The 19,035-nt window shown below is 42.5% G+C and carries 10 protein-coding genes; 4 read left to right on the top strand and 6 right to left on the bottom strand.

Features of this window, described 5'->3' with window-relative positions:
* Window positions 1-2: 2 nt before the first annotated feature.
* A complete protein-coding gene (kdsC, locus tag AAHH42_RS05365; protein WP_342221821.1) occupies window positions 3-545 on the bottom strand; it encodes a 3-deoxy-manno-octulosonate-8-phosphatase KdsC in 543 nt (180 codons plus the stop codon).
* Between the two features lie 100 nt (window positions 546-645).
* Window positions 646-1,632, bottom strand: a complete 987-nt coding sequence (gene kdsD, locus AAHH42_RS05360; RefSeq protein ID WP_072550740.1) for an arabinose-5-phosphate isomerase KdsD — start codon at window positions 1,630-1,632, stop codon at window positions 646-648.
* 391 nt (window positions 1,633-2,023) lie between these two features.
* Between kdsD and AAHH42_RS05355 the strand changes: the two genes are divergently transcribed.
* Entirely contained in the window at window positions 2,024-2,443 is a 420-nt protein-coding gene (locus AAHH42_RS05355) for an ester cyclase (protein WP_162860066.1), read from the top strand.
* Window positions 2,444-2,546: 103 nt separating this feature from the next.
* On the opposite strand, the gene glyS is transcribed toward AAHH42_RS05355, so the two are convergent.
* Window positions 2,547-4,628: a glycine--tRNA ligase subunit beta gene (glyS, locus tag AAHH42_RS05350; RefSeq protein ID WP_072550738.1), complete on the bottom strand. Its 2,082-nt coding sequence runs from the start codon at window positions 4,626-4,628 to the stop codon at window positions 2,547-2,549.
* Window positions 4,628-5,551 (bottom strand): glycine--tRNA ligase subunit alpha, encoded by a 924-nt coding sequence (gene glyQ, locus AAHH42_RS05345; protein ID WP_342221820.1) that lies wholly within the window; start codon window positions 5,549-5,551, stop codon window positions 4,628-4,630. Before glyQ ends, glyS begins: the two co-directional genes overlap by 1 nt.
* A gap of 459 nt (window positions 5,552-6,010) precedes the next feature.
* On the opposite strand from glyQ, the gene AAHH42_RS05340 reads away from it, so the two are divergent.
* Together AAHH42_RS05340 and AAHH42_RS05335 are read left to right on the top strand one after the other, a co-directional pair.
* On the top strand, window positions 6,011-13,144 hold the full coding sequence (locus tag AAHH42_RS05340; protein WP_342221819.1) for a hypothetical protein: 7,134 nt from the start codon (window positions 6,011-6,013) through the stop codon (window positions 13,142-13,144).
* A 332-nt stretch (window positions 13,145-13,476) separates the two neighbouring features.
* Window positions 13,477-15,252: a hypothetical protein gene (locus AAHH42_RS05335; protein WP_342221818.1), complete on the top strand. Its 1,776-nt coding sequence runs from the start codon at window positions 13,477-13,479 to the stop codon at window positions 15,250-15,252.
* On the opposite strand, the gene AAHH42_RS05330 is transcribed toward AAHH42_RS05335, so the two are convergent.
* Complete coding sequence (locus tag AAHH42_RS05330) at window positions 15,199-16,269, bottom strand: 3-deoxy-7-phosphoheptulonate synthase (protein WP_072550734.1); 1,071 nt, start codon at window positions 16,267-16,269, stop codon at window positions 15,199-15,201. The two genes, AAHH42_RS05335 and AAHH42_RS05330, sit on opposite strands and share 54 nt — an antisense overlap.
* Before the next feature lie 505 nt (window positions 16,270-16,774).
* Window positions 16,775-17,311 (bottom strand): lipoprotein, encoded by a 537-nt coding sequence (locus AAHH42_RS05325; protein ID WP_119797768.1) that lies wholly within the window; start codon window positions 17,309-17,311, stop codon window positions 16,775-16,777.
* Window positions 17,312-17,496: 185 nt separating this feature from the next.
* Between AAHH42_RS05325 and murJ the strand changes: the two genes are divergently transcribed.
* The gene (murJ, locus tag AAHH42_RS05320) at window positions 17,497-19,035 is read left to right on the top strand and encodes a murein biosynthesis integral membrane protein MurJ (RefSeq protein ID WP_072550733.1); all 1,539 of its coding nucleotides are present in this window, start codon (window positions 17,497-17,499) and stop codon (window positions 19,033-19,035) included.

Below are 19,035 nucleotides of genomic sequence, written 5' to 3'. Positions count from 1 at the left end.
TTTTATGCTCCCTCAAGCTTCTCATTAGCCAACAAGATGAGATCGCATAGCTCGCGTACTGCTCCATAACCGCCGGCAAGGTGAGTGACATAGTGTGCGTTAGCCAACAATCTAGGATGCGCATTTGCCACGGCAACGGATAAACCCACTTCTTTCATTACAGGCCAGTCAATCAAATCATCACCAATATAAGCGACTTCTTCAGGTTTGCAGTCAAGTATGGTTAACAGCTCATTATAGGCGACACGCTTATCTTCTTGACCTTGGTAAACGTGAGCAATTTTCAACATTTTTGCTCGATCTTCCACCAGTTGGGTAGAGCCCGCGGTTATAATAGCAACTTCAATACCACAGTTTTTTAAACAACGGATACCATAACCATCATGGACATGAAAAGCTTTCAGTTCTTCACCTTGGTTCCCCATATACAATAAACCATTTGATAGTACACCATCGACATCACAAATCAGTAAACGGATATTGGCAGCACGTTTAACAATCTCTTGTTGTACGTCTCCGTAGTCGGTATGTATAAATTTATTCATTGACCTATGTCCTTAGAATCTATTCCAAGTTATTGTGTTGGCTAACAATTTTGCAAAAAGTCTCTTCACGACGATTTCTAATAGGTGCTTGAACCGGTTGCTATACAACCCCCGCTTTTAGCATGTCATGCATGTGCACTATGCCCAATAAGGTATCACCCTCAGCCACCAATAAACCGGTGATACTGCGTGCCTGCATGAGGTTGAGGGCATCCACCGCCAGTATATTCGCGCCGACACGTATGCCGCCTCGGGTCATAACGTCAGCAATTTTGGCGTCATTGAGATTAATATCCATATCAAATACTCGCCGTAAATCACCATCGGTAAAGATTCCTTCAATTGTCATCAAATTATTACAGATAACGGTTAAACCGAGTTTTTTGCGCGTAATTTCCAGCAATGCGTCACGCAATAATGCATCGGAGTCAACATACGGGATTTGATCGCCAGTATGCATAATATCACTGACACGTAATAGCAGTTTTCGTCCAAGGGTTCCCCCCGGATGAGAACGCGCAAAATCCTCCCGGGTAAAATCACGTGCCTCTAACAATGCTACGGCGAGTGCATCACCCATAACCAGCGTAGCGGTGGTGCTGGTAGTCGGTGCTAGTCCCAGCGGGCAAGCTTCTTCTGCTACTTTAATACACAGATGGATATCTGATACTTTACCAATGCGGCTGTCAGGATTACTGCTCATACAAATAAGGGGGATATGTTGGCGTTTTAGCATTGGGATCAGGGACAGCATTTCATCGGATTCACCAGAATTTGAAATGGCTAGAACAATATCTCCTGAACCTACCATGCCAAGATCACCGTGACCGGCTTCCGTGGGATGGACGAAAAAAGCGGGAGTGCCGGTGCTAGCGAGAGTCGCTGCTATTTTTCTGCCAATGTGGCCTGATTTACCTACTCCCATCACGACAATTTTGCCACGACACTGGAAAATTTTTTCACAGGCACGGGAGAAATCTTCGTTGATATATTGATCGAGCTGTGCCAGCGCGTTGCGCTCAACCTCTAATACTCTTTTCCCGGCTTGTTGGAAATGAGTACCCTGTGGTAATTCAACGTTGGACATACTTGATTCCTACTCGTTTTTAGCGTTTTTAGCACTAAGCTTCGATTTTATAAGCACACAATTCTAAAGAGCAAGAAACAACACTGCAAGGTAAACAATAATTCCACGTAATGATAGAATTTTTGCCACATAACAGATTTTATTTTTTTCACATTTTCGCAAGTTAAACTGGGTGTGAACGGTAGTTTAAAGCAGACCGTCGATTTCGCACGCGGAGTTAACCGTTTTCGTCCATAATAAAGCGGCGATAAATCTGTATAGGAAACTCGGATTTTCGCCAAGAGATATGTCGACATTAACCATGATAATGAGCAAATCTATTCTATGATTAATGCTTGCCTTGGCGTGGTATAAATATGTTTTCAGTGTAAATAGTGAGTATAAAAATATCATGGATAAACAAGATATTGCTGTCGCGGAGAAATGGTTCGAGGAGTTTTGGGAGAAAGGAAATGCTTCAATTGTTGACGAATTGGCTATTGACAAGGTGTTGCTTTGCTACCCGTTGACGGGAAAGCTGTCCGGCAAAGAAGCGTTGAAAGAAAAGATCCTCGCTTTTCATCGTGTTTTTACCCGCAGTCATTTTGAACTGGTTGATAAGTGTGTAGGTGATGACAAAGTGGTTGCTCGCTGGCAAGCCAGTGCTACCTATACGGGGAAGTTTGGTGACTTACCTGAGGCCAAGGATAAAAAAATTAAATTTAGCGGCATTTCCATTTTGCAGATTGTTGACGGTAAGGTTGTTGTAGATAGAGGAGAAGAAGATCGACTGGCGATACTGCAACAGATAGCGTCACAGACAGTGCCGTAACTAGACTTCTTGCATAACCTGCTGCGTGGTGTGAGGAAGTCAGATGAATAAAAATAGCCGAAGGAGGTATTTTTTTCCTCCTTTGGCGGATTAAAAAATTAACTTATTGCAACAGCGAGATATCTGCGATTTGCAAAAACAGGGCACGCAGTTTGCTGAGTAAAGTTAAACGATTCACGCGCACGGTTTTATCTTCAGCCATCACCATCACGTTATCAAAAAATTCATCGACGGTTTCCCGTAATGCGGCCAACTCGACCAAGGCCTCTTGATAACGACCACGAGCCAGCAAGGGTTCCAATTGATCACGTAGCACCACCAAATGTGTTGCCAGTTTGAGCTCAGCCACTTCCTTTAGCACTGCTGCATTGACTTGATCGTTCAGAGTATCCGTGGATTTGGCTAAAATATTAGACACCCGTTTATTGGCTGCCGCCAAAGCCGCTGCCGCGTCCAGCGTACGAAAATAGCTGATGGCTTGCATACGTGCATTGAAGTCGGCGGGTTTGGTTGGACGAGATGCCAGAACTGCTTGAATGGTATCAATACTGTGTCCTTCTTCCTGATACCAGGCTCGGAAGCGATTTAACATAAATTCAACCACATCAGCCACCACATTTTTGTTACTCAATTTGCTAACGTTGTTGCTAACATAGAGATCCGCTGCGTTTTCGCTGAGAGTTTGTAGATCTAACGGCAAATTATGGTGAACAATAATACGCAGCACACCTAAAGCGGCCCGCCGCAGCGCAAAAGGATCTTTATCACCTTTTGGTGGTTGATCGATACCGAAGATCCCTACCAGGGTATCTATCTTATCGGCAATGGCTAACGCACAAGAAACGGGTTGTGTTGGCAATGTATCACCGGCAAAACGTGGTTGATATTGTTCCTTCAATGCTAGTGCCACATCTTCTGTTTCACCGTCGTGGCGAGCATAATGCATCCCCATAAAACCTTGTGTATCGGTAAATTCGAAGACCATATTCGTCATCAAATCACATTTGGATAACAAGCCCGCCCGGGTTGCCTGACTCGCATCGGCACCAATCTGAGCGGCGACCCAGCCTGCTAATGCTGCCACTCGATCGGTTTTATCGCGCAGCGTTCCCAATCGTTGTTGAAAGAGCACCGTTTCCAAACGTGGTAAATGATCTACCAGACGGTTTTTTCGGTCAGTGTTAAAAAAGAATTCGGCATCCGCTAAACGAGGTCGCACCACTTTCTCATTACCCGAGATAATCTGTTGTGGATCGGTTGATGCAATATTGGCCACAAAAATAAAGTGTGGTAACAAGTGACCCTGGGCGTCATACACGGGAAAGTATTTTTGGTCTCCTTTCATGGTATAAACCAAAGCTTCTGCGGGTACGGCCAAGAATTTTTCTTCAAATTTTGCTGTTAACACCACTGGCCACTCAACCAGTGAAGTCACTTCTTCTAGCAAGCTATCACTGAGATCGGCAACACCGCCAATTTTTTGCGCTGCTCGTTGCACATCATGCTTAATTTGTGCTTTACGCTCCTCATAATCAGCGATCACCGCACCGCGCACGCGAAGAATTTGTAGATACTCTTGGGCGTGATGAATACTGAATTGTGCTTCAGCCATAAAGCGATGACCGTAGAGGATACGATTTGAGTCAATTCCTAACACAGTGCCGGTAATTAATTCGCTGCCTAGCAATAGGGTCACCGTATGGACGGGACGTACGAATTGTGTCGCTTTATCACCCCACCGCATTAGCTTGGCGATCGGTAACTTACTCAGCGCACTCTTAACCATCTCTACCAGCAATAACTTGGCTGGTTTGCCTTTAATGTAAGCACGATACGACAGCCACTCGCCTTTCTCTGTTAACAAACGTTCTGCTTGGTTTAGGGTAATGCCACAGCCTCGCGCCCAGCCTTCAGCTGCTTTGGTGGGTTTACCTGCGGCATCGTAGGCTTGAGCGATTGCAGGGCCACGTTTTTCTATTTCCTGATCAGTCTGAAGCGGGCTTAAATTTTCTACCTGTAGTGCCAAACGGCGGGGGGTAGCAAACCAACGCACCTTGCCATGCAGTAAATGGGCATTATCCAGTTCAGCGGTAAAATTGTCGGCAAAAGATTGCGCCAGCGTACGCAGTGCCTTCGGTGGCAACTCTTCGGTGCCGATTTCCACGAGGAAAGTCTGTTGAGTCATCACAGCCTCTTAGTTCTTATTTTTTTACACATAGGAAAGCCCAACGCTTCGCGCGAACTGTAATAAGCTTCAGCGACGGCTTTAGTCAGTGTTCGGATGCGTAGAATATAGCGTTGACGCTCAGTCACTGAAATAGCTTTACGTGCGTCTAGCAAATTAAAGGTATGCCCTGCTTTCAAAATACGCTCATAAGCGGGCAGTGGCAGGGGCTTTTCCAATGCTAACAGTGATTGTGCTTCTTTTTCATATTGCTCAAAACAGGAGAATAAAAAATTCACATCGGCGTATTCGAAATTATAGGTAGATTGTTCTACTTCGTTCTGATGATAGATATCCCCGTAAGTGGTTTTACCCAAGGGGCCATCAGACCACAGCAAATCGTAAACGCTGTCTACACCCTGAATATACATTGCCAGGCGTTCCAGGCCGTAAGTGATTTCACCGGTAACGGGTTTACACTCCAAACCGCCGACTTGCTGAAAATAGGTAAATTGGGTGATTTCCATACCGTCAAGCCATACTTCCCAACCTAAACCCCAGGCACCCAGTGTTGGGTTTTCCCAATTATCTTCAACGAAGCGAATATCATGGAGTTTGGGATCAAGGCCCAACTCGCGTAGCGAATCTAAATAAAGCGTTTGAATATTGTCAGGCGAAGGTTTAATGATGACTTGGAACTGATAATAATGTTGTAACCGGTTCGGGTTTTCGCCATAGCGCCCATCAGTGGGGCGCCGTGAAGGCTGCACATAGGCAGCGGCAATGGGTTCAGGGCCAAGTGCGCGTAGGCAGGTCATGGGATGAGAAGTCCCCGCGCCGACTTCCATATCTAGTGATTGTACAAGGGTACAGCCCTGACGCGCCCAATAGTCCTGTAATGTCAAAATTAAGCGCTGAAAGCTTTGGTTATCAAACTGTTGCATGTTGGATCCGCACAGAATACAAGTGGATGAAAGTGGAATGGAGCAGTATACCGTTTGACGATGAGATATACAGCCCGGCACGGTGTTCATTAGACCTTTTTCCAAACCCTAGCGAGTGATGCGAAGTCAAGGTGCACGGCGCATAGCAACCTTCGTTAACACAGAGTACATGAGGATTGCGCGCCCCGGGCAACGCAGGATTCGAGTCACGCAGCAGGTTTGGAAAGAGGTCTATTGCTGTTATTCCCTGTACAACGAGGCCTATCTTCAGGTATGGATGCGGCTGTTTAAGCGTTTTCTGCAAGCGTGTTACGAGATGAATGTTTAAGATGATTCAAAATATTACTAATTGTTTTAAACAGAAACATAAAATAACAAATATAAAAATTGGAGAAGACCGTGGGCACAGTTTCTTATAATAATACTAAGCAGACAACTCATTCTATTGTAAGAGTCGTAGTGTCTACAGAAACTGGAGCAGCAAAGTGCACTACACCCTTTGCTGTAGAATTTACGGGTGCTTTTCGCTCGCCTTACTTACCTTACCGCTTATCCGTCTCTATATCAGTAAAGTATTCTGCAGGTGCTGCAGAAGGAGAAAAACAGGGTCGTGTTATTCCACATCCAGAAAAGCAAAGTCAGCTGCCGGAGACTCCTCATTTAGCAGCAAGAACGTCTCCAGAACCATCATTCACTGATCAAGGTACTCAGACTGATCTTCCTACAGAACCTCATCAACCTGTTGTACCACCGAAGGCTCATAAATCTCCAGCTGTATCATCGTCTATGTCAGAAAAGAATGTCATAGAGAGCAAACCTTCGGAGGCTTCTGCAAATAAGGAAGAAACACAATCAGCGAAACCAAGCACCGATGATAAATCTACTTTCACGGATCCTGTAGGAGTTGTTGAAAAAAAACAACATAGATTTCTCAGGATGATATGGAGATTCTTTCAGGGAATATTACATAAAAACCCTTCAAAATCCGAACCCATAGTGAGCGAAAAATCTGGAACAGAAGTCGAAGAAATATCAGGCGGTACATCAACGGCAAGGGAAGTAAGCAGTAAATCTGTTCAAACATCGGGTACGGTACCTCAGATGCATCCTACAAATTCTAGGAAGGGAGGGACTCTTCAGACGTCCCGTCAAAATGGTTTAGATTCAGAAATCCATTACCCTAGGAGTCGTAGCAGATCTGTTAGTAAAGAAAAATTAGTCGTTAAGATGCCAGAAGAAAGGAAACAGCCGCAACCTACTGCTCTGAAAAAAAATATAAAAACAAAATCGGTTGGTACATCGACGCTATCAAATAGTAAAGATGCATCTACATCTGTCGATGATTTAGTGCCGGCTAAAGAACATAAATCGGTTGGTACATCGACGCTATCAAATAGTAAAGATGCATCTACATCTGTCGATGATTTAGTGCCGGCTAAAGAACATAAATCGGTTGGTACATCGATGCTATCAAATAGTAAAGATGCATCTACATCTGTCGATGGTTTAGTACCGGCTAAAGAACATAAATCGGTTGGTACATCGACGCTATCAAATAGTAAAGATGCATCTACATCTGTCGATGATTTAGTGTCGGCTAAAGAACATAAATCGGTTGGTACATCGACGCTATCAAATAGTAAAGATGCATCTACATCTGTCGATGATTTAGAGCCGGCTAAAGAACACAAATCAGTTGGTACATCGACGCTATCAAATAGTAAAGATGCATCTACATCTGTCGATGATTTAGAGCCGGCTAAAGAACATAAATCGGTTGGTGCATCGATGCTATCAAATAGTAAAGATGCATCTACATCTGTCGATGATTTAGAGCCGGCTAAAGAACATAAATCGGTTGGTGCATCGATGCTATCAAATAGTAAAGATGCATCTACATCTGTCGATGATTTAGAGCCGGCTAAAGAACATAAATCGGTTGGTGCATCGATGCTATCAAATAGTAAAGATGCATCTACATCTGTCGATGATTTAGAGCCGGCTAAAGAACATAAATCGGTTGGTGCATCAATGCTATCAAATAGTAAAGATGCATCTACATCTGTCGATGGTTTAGTGACAGCTGAAGAAAAGCAAGAAATAGAAACGCCTAAGATTGATGAAAAAACCCTAGTTGAGATGCCTGGAGAACAAAATGGATCTGAGTCATCGGAATCTGTATTAAGCAAAGGAGATAGTGTAAATGGTGCTCCGGTTCTGAGACAAGATCCACAAGACCCAAAACAGCAAGGTGCTGGTTGGATGACGGCAGGTATACGGCCTGAAACTGAAGAGATCACGAGTGTTGTAGCCAAAGCTAGCAAAGCTTCAACTCAAACAGAGAGTACAGTGGCGATATCAGGTGCGAGAACGTTTTCACTCGATTTCAGCGAATTGAATAAGCTATTATCAGCACCATATTCTTACGATCCAACTTCTGAATTAGCTCCAAAGTTACCTATCGAATCAAATGATCACGTATCCGCAGAGGATTCTTTTCTCAAAGATAAAATGGCTGAAATTGTTGCTTCTATTAATAAGCAAGCGGAATTGTTTGACTCTATTAATGATGAAAATAAAAGGCTTGAACTTCAAGACTTGTTTTTTGACACAACAAGGCGTATAGCCACCGAGCAACAGGGGCTAAGAAAAATTGCAGAGCAATACAGTTTAGAAAGTATAGAAGCTGTCATTAAGTCTCTTGCAAAAGAAATATATAAAGACGGATTGTCTCCAAAGAGTCTTTCTCACGGAAATACGCAGTCTAAGTATATAGAGACAGTCTCTAAACCGGCTATTGAAGCGGCGAATCAAGCTCCTTCCCGTGAATCTGAGGAAGTTCCAAAAATTGTGCCAGAAACAACATCAATGTTACCTTTGGCTCCGGAGCAAGCAGATATTGAAACCCAGTCTGAGCTATCATCTGATAAGTTATTCTCTGAGTCAGCGGTTATTTTGGGTGCAGAGAAAAAAACATACGCGGATGGTTTTGTTACACCTAAAAGACATAGAGGAGCTAAAAATACAGCGGCGAGCAGTTTTGCTATGCAACAAGAGTCTACACTGGAAATAAGCAGTAAAGCTAGAGAGCCTTCTGTGCAATTGCAAAAAGGTAAACCATCTGAATTAGAGTCTAAGGATAGATTTGGCGTCTTGGAATCTGAAGAGTTTCAAACAAGGCTTAATCCGTCTGTATCTGGACAAGCAGAACCAAGTGAGGAAACATTGAGCCTGCAGGAAGTAGTGACTCATGGGCAAGAAAAAAGCCTAGCTTCTTCCGAAAGTGGAATGATGCAAGTCATGTTATCTCCTGAGAAAATGAGAGAAATAAAAGAGATTGATGTCGTCGGAAATCCTCATATTTTTACTGCCATCAAGCAAATAGATCCGTTCAACGGGAAAAAACCAGAGGTTTATTTATTAAAAAGCGAAAATGATACTGTTCCTTTTATTATCAAAAAAAGTGAAGAAGGAAAACTATCCCTCGACTTCTATGGTGAGAATGTTGTTACAAGCGTTATAGGTGACAATATTGATGAGCTAAAGAGTAAAGTAAAAGAACTGGCGAAGCATTACGGAATTGGGCAACTCGGAGGGTTTGACATTTACAAAGTGAATGTTCAGGCAGTAACAGGGACGATGTCTAAACCAGCCCTTGAAGCTAATCAACCTTCTAGTGAAACTGTGCAAGAAGAAAAGCCAACGATATTAAGTGTACAACCTAGTCCTGACGCGGCTCGAGTGTCAGACATTCCTTTAGTTTTGCCTCCAAAAACGAATAGCGCTAGTCTTCCGAGCCAACCTATTACATTATCTGTTAGTGATACAGTAGCGGTAACAGAAACACAGCCACTCTCTGGGGAGAATTTGGTAGTCGCTGAAGAAGAGAAATCATCAAATAACGTTCCTGTCGAGGGAATGCCCGTTTCACATTTCTCTGATGCTGGTGAACGAAGAACATTCGCGGAGGTTGTAAAGGAAAATAATGCACCAAAAGAACCGAAGGCCATTTCATCTCAAGCTAACGCTAAACAAAAAACAAATAGAAAGGGAGTGAAACCAAGTTCAAATTTAGCAGTTAGCAGCAAGAGTAAACCTCTTGAAATAGACGAGGAGGGTTTTGTTAAAAAAAGACAGAGAGGAGGACATGGATCATGGAGAGCAGCTATCAAAGGAGATGAACCATTTGAGTTAGTGCTTGGGAATAGATTTACGGATTTGAAATTGGATGACCTAGGTGATTCTGAAAAAGTACCTAATGATGGCCCGATGCACGTTAAAGTAGAGCCAGAAAAACGATCAAAAATGAACCCTGCCCAGAGGCCTGCTAAAAGCTCCTCGGTGCCATTACAGGAAGAACATTCGCCTTTAATCGAGACACCAATCAGTCAGTCAAGCGCCACTGAGCCTCAGCCTGAGAATCCGGTGCGTGAAGCAGGTATGAATACCGACAAAGTCACTGAGCCGACTGTTCAAGCGAGCCCACCTCCTGCAAATCGTGTCACCCTAGCGACTTCTGGGGAGAATTTGGTAGTAGCTGAAGAAAAGAAATCATCATATAACGCTCCTGTTGAGGGAATTGCGGTATTAGGGAAACAAGATTCGTCTTTGTTCGATACATCAACATCAATCAAATTGGACAGTAAGTCTGCTAAGATATTTGCCGCTGAGAGTGAACCTAGGCCTGCAAGTCCAGTGAAAGAGGCCGCTACAATAGTTGAGGCAGCAAAAGCGCCTGTCCCCTTTTCACATTCAGTCGATACTGGTGCACCAACGGAAATAAGCAGTGGAGCTACAGAGCATTCTGTGCAATTGCAAAAAGGTAAACCATCTAAATTAGAGTCTAAGAATGGATTTGGCGTCTTGGGATCTGAAGAGTTGCAAACAAGGCTTAATCCGTCTGTATCTGGACAAGCAGAACCAATCATCCCAAGTGAGGAAACATTAAGCCTGCAGAAAATAGTGACTAATGGACAAGAAAAAAGCCTAGCTTCTTCCGAAAGTGGAATGATGCAAGTCATGTTATCTCCTGAGAAAATGAGAAAAATAAAAGAGATTGATGTCGTCGGAAATCCTCATATTTTTACTGCCATCAAGCAAATAGATCCGTTCAACGGGAAAAAACCAGAGGTTTATTTATTAAAAAGCAAAAATGATACTGTTCCTTTTATTATCAAAAAAAGTGAAGAAGGAAAACTATCCCTCGACTTCTATGGTGAGAATGTTGTTACAAGCGTTATAGGTGACAATATTGATGAGCTAAAGAGTAGAGTAAAAGAACTGGCGAAGCATTACGGAATTGGGCAACTCGGAGGGTTTGACATTTACAAAGTGAATGTTCAGGCAGTAACAGGGACGATGTCTAAACCAGCCCTTGAAGCTAATCAACCTTCTAGTGAAGTTGTGCAAGACGAAACGCCAACGATATTAAGTGTAGGACCTAGTCCTGACGCGGCTCGAGTGTCAGACATTCCTTTAGTTTTGCCTCCAAAAACGAATAGCGCTAGTCCGCAATCTATTCTCAGTCAAGCTGAGAAAATTCCAACAACTGCACCAGAAACAACATCAACGTTAAGCCAGAAAAGCCCTGTATTTCCACTGTGGAATGAGCCTACGGAAAGCGAAAAAACATCTATTGGGGAACGAGGTGTGGAGGGCTTTGAAACCATGCCTATAGCTGTGCCAGAGGAATCAGATGATCAGCTATTAGCTCGCATGCTCGCTCCAGATCCTGACTTAGATCGTATGTTGGCTAATATTCAAATGTCTCAAATGGCGCCTAAATTTTCCAGTTACCTAAAGGATAGAATAACTCGACTGGAGAGATCTATTTTTCAGAAGGAAGGTATTTTATCAAAGGGTTATAATGATTTGGCAAGGCTAAATAATGAAAGCCTCTATAGTCAAACCGTGCAAAAACTCCAATTACATTCACGAGAACTTAAGTACCGATCGGAAGAGCAGGCATTCCAATTGCTTGATAGTGGTTCTGAGACTCTACGCAATGCCATCGAATATTTACAGAAAAATCCTGACAAGGTAGTACCAGCTATAAGTCCTGAAGAGAAACAACAGGCTCAACAGTTTGTGACAGATCCTCGAAGAAATAGCTACGACGCGATACAGTCTATAAAAAATTTCGGGGAAGCGCCTCAAGAAGCAGCTCGGGATGTACGGCTCCTAAAGTATGAGATTAAGCTGATCGAAGAATATAAAACAAAGCTGATTGCGGAATGGAATGAGCTTAATAGCTTGAGGCCGGAAGATGAAATATCTTCGCAGATTGATACGATGAAAGCGGAGTCAGGAGAAAACGCAAGCGCATTAAATCACACTACTGAGGTCACTCAAACTGCTAATACTTCTCTGTCTGATGCTAAGAGTAAAGAGTTAACAAAATTGCTGGAGACCGTGTTTGGTCAATATGAAGAAATGCTATTGACTGCTGATCAAAATCTAGCAGATGTAGAGTTAGAAACTGATAATCCTGCTGACCCGAAATTAGTAATAGAAAATTCGAATAAGCGAGGACATATACAAAAATGGCATAAAGTTAAATTGGAGGTTACAAAAAAGATAGAAGAGTTAAAATCGGATCTTGAAAGAGTTAGCAAGGGTGAATACCCTCTACTTCCGTTCCTTGCATCTGAGCCTGATTTTAAACCTTATTATCAGATTTTGCCTGATAATAGAGAATTCAATAGCGAAATTAAAAAACCGGCTAAAGAAAAAACTGATTGGAATAAGTTATATATTTTGCATGATGAGAAAATAAATGGAATCAATGAACTCTTAATTTTAATTGAGAAAAATAAAGAGTCTTTGTTGGAAAATAAGGAGAAGATAATAAAATTAGAAGGAGAGACAAAGGATAGTCTAATCATAGAAGAAAGACATAAGCTTAAAGAAAAAAATCAGGAAGTGATGGTACTGCAAAAGGAGTATCGAGATGGGAATGAAAGTATAGAGAAATTGAAGCGGGATTTATTATCTACAGATGAGATAGCATTATATTTAGATGAAAAAATAGCAAAATATCAGCCTGTACTTGAAGAAAAAATGGGTACTCTTACAGCTGAAAAACAGTTAAGCACGATAGAGTCTATAAAAGAAATAATAGGTAGTATGGCTGATTATACAGATCATAGTCAGACAAAGATATACAATGGTATATATAATAATATATCTGCGTTACAAGGTGATAAGACAGTAAAAAATATACAGGAAATATTATGCGACAGACTGGAAATAAAAAAATGCAAAATGATACAGGAAAACATAGGTGCACTTGAAGATCAGCGTGCTAATTTAGAAATTAAAATAATAGACATACAAAAAAAGAGGGATTCTCTCGATATTAATATCTCTACGTTAGATGATGAGGAGTTAGCAAGGGAAGCAGAAATAAAGAAATGTCGGGCTACAATTGAAGAAATTAACAATACGATAAAAATTCAAAATATAAAACTTGAAGAACTCAGAGTTTCCAAAGAAGAGCTAGAACAGGAAATCGATAATGCTCAAGAAAAGCTAGGAAACGAAAGTGATCAGCCTAAATCTGAGCCTGTTGGACCGTGGTGGTATCCATCGTAGCCACAATAAGGCAATTATCACGTTAGCTATTTAGTTTTTACTACTTATGTAACTAAGAATATAATTTTTTATTATATAAAAATGGTTAACGTCTACCCTTACTTATCGTTGTTGAAGGCTCTATGCTTAGAGCCTATTCGAAATCTCTTGTGCTCGCTGTTCATGAATGAATTTTCTGTTTTCATTTTATAATTAAATATAATTAATGCCAGGCAATCAAATTTATTCACTAATTTTATAATAAAAAAATATCTATAAATTTATTAGAAGATGACACGGGACGGGAATATATATGGCGTAGATTTATATCGCTTAGTGCAAGGGGGACTTGTATGCTGAAGACTACTACAGAAATAGCCAGCTTAGCCACACCCTGTTTTTTAACCACTGTAGATGGCCTGAAAAATCCGCAAGACGCTGATCGTTTTTTCTCAAAATTAGACTGTAAGACCGCTCTTGACTACATAGAAAAGAACCCAGAGTGGTTTAAACGTTTAGAAAAGCCTTACCTATTAATACCTGTGCTTTCTGGTCTGCCTGACGGTGAGTTGACGGGTATCTCACCTCACTTGTTACACTCGATGACTCTCTCAGATATCGGTAAATTTTTCAGTCATTGGAGAGAGTTAAAGATTACACCTGGGCCTCATCTGTTGGATATCCTGTACACGCAGACATGCCACGCGGCTTCTTATATGACGGGTGCTGTGGGTGATAACACAGATACATACGCTAATATATTGGATCAGTTGTTGAAGCATGCCAGTGACATCGACTATACATCGATGATTGATAGATTACGGGTAGAAAAAAATCCCCATCGCACACTCATTCGTAACGGAGAGGGTAAAAGCGAACAAACCGGGAATGGCTTTGTTGGTGTGATGTCAGTCAGTCAATTCCGTAAAAAGACACAATTATTGCGGCAATTGCGCGCCATTCCCGTTAACATTAAGAATAGCTGGAATATAATCAATATTTTCACCGACAATGAAACGGCAAACTTGCTTAAGCTCACTCGTGCTTCAAGCTCGTCATATCGCGCCATGATCACGTCTCTCGATGCACTTCATCGTACGTCGGGTAGAGAGCAAATTACCGCCGCTTTTACGCTGAAAATGCAACTACGGTCTCAGGATACTGACCGTAAAACAGTTTCGTTACTGGACAAGCAGATTACCCAGGCGCTATTTAATCGTGAGAGGGTAGCACCTTGCCAAGGAAAACTTATCAAGATTGCCGAAAAGAACTTATCGTTTGCGGTTGATTTTTATCAGATATTGTTTAATACAAAGCTATCTTCCCGTTCAGATTTAATCAATTTCCTGCTTGAAGAAGTCAGCGACACCCCTCCAGCGGCGGCTAATGAGATAAAAAAAATTTATGACAGCATTTATTATACTAAGCTGGATGTCGCTCACTGGGATAGCAAGTATGCTGGTACAGCACGGAACAGTTTGAATGAGCGACTTTTTCAGGTGCCTAGTCGATGCTTTCTTGAAGCCGCTGTCTCCCCCGAAGAACATCAACGAATTCAAGATCAGCACGTAAAAACTCAACTGAGGGTTGTGCTGGAGCAGGGCCCCCCAGGCGTACTCTTGGGTTATGACGATAGCAATCCTGCCCAGTACAGGAACAGTCTGAATTTTATTGTCGAGTACATCGACAAACTCAAAGCACATGGCATTAGCACCCTTTGTTTGCCATTAACCACGGAAAGAAGACGATCAGTAGAGGATTACATGGAAAGCGGGATGACGGCAAAGATAGTGCATCTGCCTCTTGCACTGAGAAATTTGTGTTCTACTGCCTATAAAAAAGGGATAAGAGTGGTGACATTGTCCTCGATGGGCAATCCGAATAACATTGTTGAAAGGGCACTATTGGATAGCAAAGCCGTCACCAGGCTAAGCCAATTGTCTTGTCATGAAAAATTTATCGTGGTTTATCAACAAAATCGCTTGCTATCAGAAAAGGTAGGAGATCATTTTTTACCGGGGATCGCCCTCCAGCTTGGGTTGCCTGCAGTAGAGCTTAAGTCACCGTATCAATTGTCATTCCTTGATGAAGTCGCTCAACGTAAAGCGAGCAGTGACCGCATCAGCTAATTTATTTAACAGATCTCGGGTGTCTTCCCAACCGAGACAGGGATCAGTAACGGATTGCCCATATGCCAAGGGTTGTCCAGTGAGCATATTTTGAGTGCCTTCCACAAGGAAACTTTCGACCATGACACCAACGATAGCCGAAGAGCCTGAGCGGATCTGCTGATTAATGCTATCCGCCACATTTAATTGGTTACGGTGCATTTTTTGGCAATTGCCGTGACTGAAATCTACTACGAGATGTGGCGCGAGTTTAAATTTCTGCAAATGTTTGCAAACCGTTGCAATGTCTGCCTGATGATAGTTTGGCTTTTTTCCACCACGCAGAACAATATGGCTATATGGATTGCCATGAGTTTGGTAGATGGTCATTTGACCCTGCTTGTCTGGCGAGAGGAATACATGGCTGGCTTGTGCGGCGCGGACGGCATCGATAGCAATATGAATATTGCCATCAGTACCGTTTTTAAAACCGACAGGGCAGGAAAGAGCGGAAGCCATTTCACGGTGGATCTGGCTTTCGCTGGTGCGAGCGCCAATCGCCGCCCAGCTAATCAGATCAGCAATATACTGTCCAGTCACCATGTCTAAAAATTCTGTCGCGGTTGGCAAACCGAGTTGATTGACAGCCAGCAAAAATTCTCGTGCTCGTTCGATACCTAAATTGACTTGATAACTGCCGTTGAGGAGTGGATCGGAAATCATACCCTTCCAGCCGACGACGGTACGTGGTTTCTCAAAATAGGTACGCATGACGATTTCTAACCGTTTTTGATGTTGTTTCCGTAGCTGATTAAGTTGCTCTGCATAGTCGATAGCAGCGATGGGATCATGAATAGAGCAAGGACCCACCACGACTAACAGGCGACGATCTTCCCCTGTCAGAATATTCTCAATTCGTTTACGTGACAGCTCTACGCTATTTGCGACACTGTCAGAAATCGGCAATTTGTTTGCTAGCTGTTGTGGCGTGATCAAACTGTCGATGCGCGCGGTCCGCAGTTCATCTGTTTTGGGCATGATGGCTCTCTAACAGGTTTTTCTCTATGGTTATGTATCTAAGAGTGATGTGGTGTGGATCACAACAGACTTCTTGCAAAACCTACTGCATGATGTGAATGTGGCGTCACACGGTGCTCGCAGTCCTCATGTATTCTATACACTGAGGTTGCTGTGCGCCGGGGAGCCTTGACTTCACATAACGAACGACGGTTTTGCAAGAAGTCTAGTAAAGCAAAATGAAAGAAAGTACTTAATAACCTGTTCGAAATCTCTTGTGCTCTCCGTTTTTTGATCAAGTCATTCGTCAAAAACATGCTCAAAATGCCCACTTACTCCTTTTCGTTGTATACAAAGAGTCACTGTACTTTCTCGCTCATTTTCTCCTCTTCATGAGCACAGTGAAAAAGATTTGGAACAGGCTCCAAGATAAATCGCCGTTAGTTTACCATCCAACTTGCCTACAAAGTAAGTAGTAGTCATGGTGACTAACGATTTTACTCATCTGACCAGTTTGCAGGCTGACTTAGTCCTTAAATGGGATCACGAGTTGGCCGGGTTTTATTTCCAGTCCTTTAGCCAATTTTTGGGCGAGCATTTCAACGATACTGTTATCTGCATTTAGCACATAAGCGGGGTATTGATTAAAATAGGATTTTAGCGATTGATTGAGATAAGGGGTTAACATCTTCATCACGGCGTCCATTTCTTCCGGTTTGACGGTGTAATCAGTTAGCGCCAAATCTTTGAGAAAAATGGCGCCTTTGTCGCGATCAAATTGAGGTTTAGCTATCAGCGTCAAAGTGATATCCGCATTTTGCAGCCCTAAAAGTGAAGTGATAGCCACTTTGGCATTGCCGGTTAGCTGGATTTTATCTGATACAGTGCGACCGATCTGACTTTGTAGTTGGCTTAGGGTGATTTGCGCATCGACCAGACCCGGAATGCCAATTTTTTTTTCATAATTATTATGCTGTTGCAGGTATTTATTGATTTCCTGCTCACTGATACTGTATTGCATGAGTGGCTTGCACGCGGTGATTGTCCACACCACTGTCAGCATAATGACTACGTAAAGCCATCTGTTTATCATCATCTCAACCCTATTAAAAAATATATCTGGCTAATAATAGCGGCTAGACTGCTGTTTTCGCCATAACATATCCAATTTTTATACAAATGATTTTCATTTTATCACGATTGATTATCTAATAGAGTTGTGATTAATTACACTAAATAGAAGAAAATATGAATTTATTGAAGTCATTGGCAGCCGTTAGTTCTATGACCCTGTTCTCACGTGTATTGGGTTTTGCTCGTGATGCCGTCATAGCGCGGGTATTTGGTGCAGGTATGGCCACGGATGCATTTTTTGTCGCATTTAAATTACCTAATTTATTACGCCGTATTTTCGCCGAAGGTGCCTTTTCGCAGGCTTTTGTGCCTCTCTTGGCTGAATATAAAAACCAGCAAGGAGAGGAGGCAACACGTACTTTTGTGGCTTATGTCGCTGGATTATTAACTTTAGTGTTGGTTGTGGTTACACTGCTGGGTATGTTAGCAGCACCTTGGATTATTTTTATTACTGCCCCTGGGTTTGTCGATACGGCGGATAAATTTGCATTGACCTCTTCGTTGTTACGTATTACTTTTCCTTATATCTTATTGATTTCTCTTTCCTCATTGGTTGCCGCCATTTTAAATACTTGGAACCGTTTTTCTATCCCAGCCTTTGCCCCTAGTTTTTTGAATATCAGTATGATTGGTTTTGCCTTGTTTGCCGCTCCTTATTTTGATCCACCGGTTTTAGTGTTGGCATGGGCAGTAGTATTAGGCGGCGTACTGCAATTAGGCTATCAGTTACCCTATTTGAAAAAAGTGGGGATGTTGGTTTTACCGCGGTTAGATCTACGTAATACCGGTGTTTGGCGGGTAATGAGGCAAATGGTGCCGGCTATCTTCGGTGTTTCTGTTAGCCAGATTTCGTTGATCATCAATACCATTTTTGCTTCTTTTTTGGTTTCTGGCTCGGTTTCTTGGATGTATTACGCTGACCGTTTGATGGAGTTTCCAGCAGGTGTATTAGGTGTAGCATTAGGCACTATTTTGTTGCCTGCGTTAGCTAAAAGTTTTTCTACCGGCAATGATGATGAATATTCCCGTTTGATGGATTGGGGATTACGGCTCTGTTTTTTGCTAGCGCTGCCCAGTGCCCTTGCCTTGGGGATCATCGCTAAACCTCTCACGGTGGCATTATTCCAGTACGGTAACTTTAGCGCGTTTGATGCGTTGATGACCCAACACGCGTTGGTGGCTTATTCTGTGGGTTTGATGGGATTGATTGTAGTAAAGGTACTGGCACCGGGATTTTATTCACGGCAGGATATTAAAACACCGGTCAAAATCGCTGTGATCACCTTGATTATGACGCAGATAATGAATTTGATTTTTATTACACCCTTACAACATGCCGGGTTGTCGTTGTCTATTGGGTTGGGAGCGTGCTTAAATGCCAGCTTATTGTATTGGCAATTACGTAAACAAAAGATTTTTCATCCACAACCTGGTTGGTTGCTATTTCTAGGCAAATTGTTGGTCGCAGTATTGATCATGTGTGCGGTGTTGCTAACAGTATTAGGGTTAATGCCGCCTTGGGATAGCGGCGGCATGGTGTATCGGTTATTGCGTTTGTCCGCAGTGGTGCTAGTGGGCGCGGGATCGTATTTTGCCGTGTTGGGATTGTTAGGCTTTAGGCTGCGTGATTTTATGGGTTCACGGTCTTTCTAA

It is taken from the genome of Candidatus Fukatsuia endosymbiont of Tuberolachnus salignus (assembly GCF_964030845.1).
In the GTDB taxonomy this organism is placed as follows: Bacteria; Pseudomonadota; Gammaproteobacteria; order Enterobacterales; family Enterobacteriaceae; genus Fukatsuia; species Fukatsuia symbiotica.
This window is presented reverse-complemented; position numbering and strand designations above follow the sequence as displayed.